We start from the raw sequence: 4,417 nt of genomic DNA, 5'->3' as shown, positions 1-4,417 counted from the left end.
GGCGAGAAAGTCACCTTCAAGCTCGTCAGCCTCGACGACCGCTACCTGCCGAACCAGACGGCCACCAACGTCAAGCGCCTGACCAGTCAGGGCATCAACATCGTCTTCGTGCCGCACGCCGGGGGCATCCTGACCGTGCAGCCGCTCACCGCCCGCGAAAACTTCCTGCTGGCCGCGTACTCCTCCGAACCCAAGATTCTGGAGGCCAAGAACCCGCTGACCTTCATGCTGCCGCCGCGCTACGACAATTACCTGCAACCCTTTACCCAGACGCAGATGAAGGCGTTCGGCAAGCGTCTGGCGCTCGTGGGCACCTCCAGCGCCTACGGCAAGCAGTGGACCGACGCCCTGAGCGCCGAGTGGAAAAAGCAGGGCGGCACGGTGCTCAAGGACAACAGCGTGGACTACAACACCACCGTGGACTTCAGCGGCGCCATCACCAAAGCCCTCTCGGAAAAGCCCGATGTCATCTTTATCGGTGGCCCCAGCCAGCCGACCGCGCTGGTCGTGAAAGCGGCCCGCGAGCAGGGCTTCAAGGGCGGGTTCATCGTGATGGACCAGGCCAAGTTCGAGCAGATGGAAGACGTGGTGCCCATGTCCTACCTCAACGGCAGCGTGGGCGTGCTGCCCGTCAAGGAATCGGCCGGTACCAACATCTTCGTGAGTCAGTACCAGAAGCTCTACAAGAAGGTGCCGACGAGTGAACAGGCGCTGAACTACGCGGGCATGCACATCGTCGCCAAGGCGATGGAACTTGCCGGAACGACCAGCGACCCCAAGGCCATCCGCGCCAAACTCGACCAAGCGGCCCGCGCCTTGCCGCTGACCAAGACCATCCTGAAGGTGGAGGGGGTCTCCAGCAACGGTCACCTGGACGCCGTGTTCAACATCGCCAGCGTCAAGAACGGCAAATACACCAAGCTGCGCGTCACGAAGGTCTACAAGTAAGTCCCGACCCCGGCGCCCCCCGTATGTGGTCGGGGCGCTTTTTATTTCCGCGTCTTCCCTTCACAGGAGTCCTGCCTTGTCCACCTTCTTGCAACAACTGTTCAATGCGCTGGCGCTGGGCGGCGTCTATGCGCTCGTGGCGCTGGGGCTGACGCTGGTCTACGGCGTCATGCGTGTTCCGAATTTCGCGCACGGCGGGCTGTACATGCTGGGCGCGTACTTCAGCTGGGCGGCCCTCAACAGCCTGGGCGTGGGTTATGTTCCGGCGCTGCTGCTCTCGGCGCTGGCGGTGGCCCTCCTGGCGGCGCTGCTGGAACGGGTCGTGTTTTATCCGCTCCGAAACGCCCCGCATGTTCACCCCATGATTGCCGCCCTCGGCGTACTGTTTTTTATCGAGGCGGCGGTGCAACTGGTCTGGGGGGCCGACTTCAAACAGATTGCCGAGCCGATTCAGGGCACGGTGCAAATGCTCGGCGTCACCATCACCTGGCAGCGCGTGCTGGTCATCGCGGCGAGCGTGGCGACCATGCTGGGCCTGAATTTCTTTCTCAAGCGCACCCTGACCGGAGCCACCATCGAGGCGATGGCGCAAAACCGGGAGGGCGCACGGCTGGTCGGCATCGACACCAACCGGGTCGGGATGCTGACTTTTGCCATCTCGGGGGCGCTGGCGGCCATCGGGGCGAGCCTGATCGCGCCCATCAACGCGGTCACGCCCAGCATGGGAGAAGTCATGAACCTCAAAGTCTTCGCCATCATCATTCTGGGTGGCATGGGCAGCGTGCCGGGGGCCATCGTGGGGGCTTTTTTGCTGGCCTTCGCGGAAGTGTTCGGCGGTGCCTATGTCAGCTTCGACTTCGCTGACGTCATCGGGTTCGCGCTGCTGGTCGTGGTGCTCGCCATTCGTCCCCAGGGCCTGTTCCGGAGGACCGCATGAACCGGGCCGGAAACGGGCGGTGGCTCTGGCTGGCCTTTTTCGTGCTGGCCGCACTCTTTCCCCTCTTCAAACCGAGCGGCTACCTGCTTGACATCGGCGTGAACATCATGATTTACGCCATGCTGGCTTACGGCATGAACGTGCTGCTGGGCTATACCGGGCAGTTGCCGCTGTCGCACGCCGGGTTTTTCGGCATCGGCGCGTATACGGTGGGCCTGCTGACCCTCAAGGCCGGGTGGAGTTTCTGGCTGGCGTGGCCCGCCGCGGTGCTGCTGTGCGCGGCGCTGGGCTACCTGCTGGGGCTGGTGGCCTTCCGTACCAAGGGGGACGCCTTCTCGATTTTCACGCTGGGCGTCGGGGTCATCATCATGATGGTCATCGAGCGCTGGACCTCGCTGACGGGCGGCAAGGACGGCCTGAACGGCATCAACCCGCCCCCCGGACTGGAGGCGTTCTCGGAGGCGCTGGGGCTGCGGCTGTCGGGCGGCTTCTATTATCTGGGGCTGGCGGCGCTGGCGCTGACGGTGCTGGTGGCGGCGCGGGCGCGGCACAGTGTCTTCGGGCGCTCGCTGATCGCCATTCGTGGCGGCGAAGACCTCGCCCGCAGCGCCGGAATCAACGTGTACGCCCACAAACTCCGCGCCATGCTGCTGTCTACGGCCATCGCGGGCTTCGCGGGCGGGCTGTACGCCGTGTTCGTCGGCTTCCTCGGGGCGGCCTCCGCCGGGCCGGTGATGACCTTCACGGTGCTGCTCTCGCTGCTGGTCGGTGGTCTGGGCACCCTGACCGGGCCTCTGATCGGGCCAGCGGTCGTCAACATCCTCATGCAGTTCCTCAAGGACTTGCAGGACTACCAGTACATCGTCTTCGGCCCGGTGCTGGTGCTGCTGGTGCTGTTCGCGCCGCAGGGGCTGGCGGGCCTGTGGACCAAATTCCGCGCCCGGCGGCCTGCGGCGGCCCCTTCCGAGGTAGGCCATGACTGAGAATTCGACGACTGGAACTTCGGCGGTTGGGACTTCGGCTCCTCTGCTGGACGTGCAGGGCCTCGGCATCCGCTTCGGCGGGCTGCACGCGGTGCGCGACGTGACGGCACAGCTTCAGGCCGGGCGCATCACCGCCATCATCGGTCCCAACGGGGCAGGCAAAAGCACCTTCTTCAACCTGATTTCGGGGTTTTACAAGCCCACGTCGGGGCGCATCACCTTCCGGGGCGAGGACATCACTCCCCTCAGAACCCACCAGGTCGTGGAGCGCGGTATCGCCCGCACCTTTCAGACGACGACCATCTATCAGGAACTCAGCGTGCTGGATAACGCGATGATCGGCCACCGCGTCCGCACCCGCGCCGGGCTGCTCGACGCCCTGCTGCGTACGGGCCGGGAGCGTCACGACGAGGAGGAGAGCCGCGCCGGAGCGATGCGCGCCCTGGAGCGGGTGGGATTGGCCGGACAGGCGGGGCTGCCCGCCGGAGCACTCAACCAGGAAGGAAAGAAACGGGTCGGGATTGCCATGGCGCTCGCCAGTGACCCGCAACTGCTGCTGCTGGACGAACCCGCCGCCGGAATGAACCCCGAGGAAACCGTCAACCTGATGGGCCTGATTCGGGAACTGGTGTCGGGCGGCCTGAGCATCGCCCTGGTCGAGCACAAGATGAGCCTGGTGATGGGGCTGGCCGACGACATTCTGGTGCTGCACCACGGGCAGAAGATCGCCCAGGGCACGCCGGCGCAGATCAGCCGTGACCCTGCCGTGATCGAAGCGTACCTGGGGTCGCACGCCCACGGCGGGCAGATGGGCGAGCAGCGCCCGGCGGGGGAGGCCAACCATGCTTGAAGTGCGTGACCTGAGCGTCAAATACGGCAATTTCACGGCGCTGCACTCGGTCAACCTGACCGTCCAGCCGGGCGAAATCGTGGTGCTGCTGGGGGCCAACGGCGCGGGCAAAAGCACGCTGTTTCGCACCCTCAGCGGCCTGCAACGCCCCTCGCAGGGCGCGGCGACCTGGCAGGGCACGCCCCTGACGGGCGGCAAACCCGAATTCAACGTGTCGCACGGGGTGGCACAGTGTCCCGAAGGCCGTCTGCTCTTTCCCGAACTGAGCGTGGAGAAAAACCTGCGGCTGGGGGCCTATGTCCACCGCCGCGACGCGGCAGGCACCGAGCGCGAACTGGAAAAGGTCTACCAGCTTTTTCCCGCCATGCTCGACAAGCGCCACGCCCCGGCGGGCAGCCTGTCGGGGGGGCAGCAGCAAATGGTGGCGATTGGCCGGGCACTGATGGCCCGCCCGCAACTGCTGCTGCTCGACGAACCCAGCCTCGGCCTCGCGCCGCTGGTGGTCGAACAGGTGCTCGCCGCCGCGCAGCAGATCAACGCGCAGGGGGTGAGCGTGCTGCTCGCCGAACAAAACGCCTACGCCGCCCTGAGCATCGCCCACCGGGGCTATGTGCTGGAAAGCGGCAAGGTCACGCTGCAAGGCACCGCGCAGGAACTCATGAACGATGACCGGGTGCGGAGTGCCTACCTGGGCGTGTA

At 65.6% G+C, this 4,417-nt stretch carries 5 protein-coding genes; all 5 read left to right on the top strand.

What is annotated here, in order from left to right:
* Nucleotides 1-948 (top strand): ABC transporter substrate-binding protein (locus Q4C89_RS14035; RefSeq protein ID WP_303103246.1); only part of this gene is annotated, 948 nt, incomplete at its 5' end.
* A 76-nt stretch (nucleotides 949-1,024) separates the two neighbouring features.
* Nucleotides 1,025-1,885, top strand: a complete 861-nt coding sequence (locus Q4C89_RS14030) for a branched-chain amino acid ABC transporter permease (protein ID WP_303103245.1) — start codon at nucleotides 1,025-1,027, stop codon at nucleotides 1,883-1,885.
* A complete protein-coding gene (locus Q4C89_RS14025) occupies nucleotides 1,882-2,868 on the top strand; it encodes a branched-chain amino acid ABC transporter permease (RefSeq protein ID WP_303103244.1) in 987 nt (328 codons plus the stop codon). Before Q4C89_RS14030 ends, Q4C89_RS14025 begins: the two co-directional genes overlap by 4 nt.
* Nucleotides 2,861-3,718, top strand: a complete 858-nt coding sequence (locus Q4C89_RS14020) for an ABC transporter ATP-binding protein (protein ID WP_303103243.1) — start codon at nucleotides 2,861-2,863, stop codon at nucleotides 3,716-3,718. The genes Q4C89_RS14025 and Q4C89_RS14020 overlap by 8 nt, the downstream gene beginning before the upstream one ends.
* A partial coding sequence (locus Q4C89_RS14015; protein WP_303103242.1) for an ABC transporter ATP-binding protein occupies nucleotides 3,711-4,417 on the top strand: 707 nt, incomplete at its 3' end. The genes Q4C89_RS14020 and Q4C89_RS14015, both read left to right, overlap by 8 nt.

This window comes from Deinococcus sp. (assembly GCF_030523985.1).
GTDB lineage: Bacteria > Deinococcota > Deinococci > Deinococcales > Deinococcaceae > Deinococcus.
The sequence above is the reverse complement of the archived record's forward strand: the minus strand, read 5'-3'. Positions and strand labels throughout refer to the sequence as shown.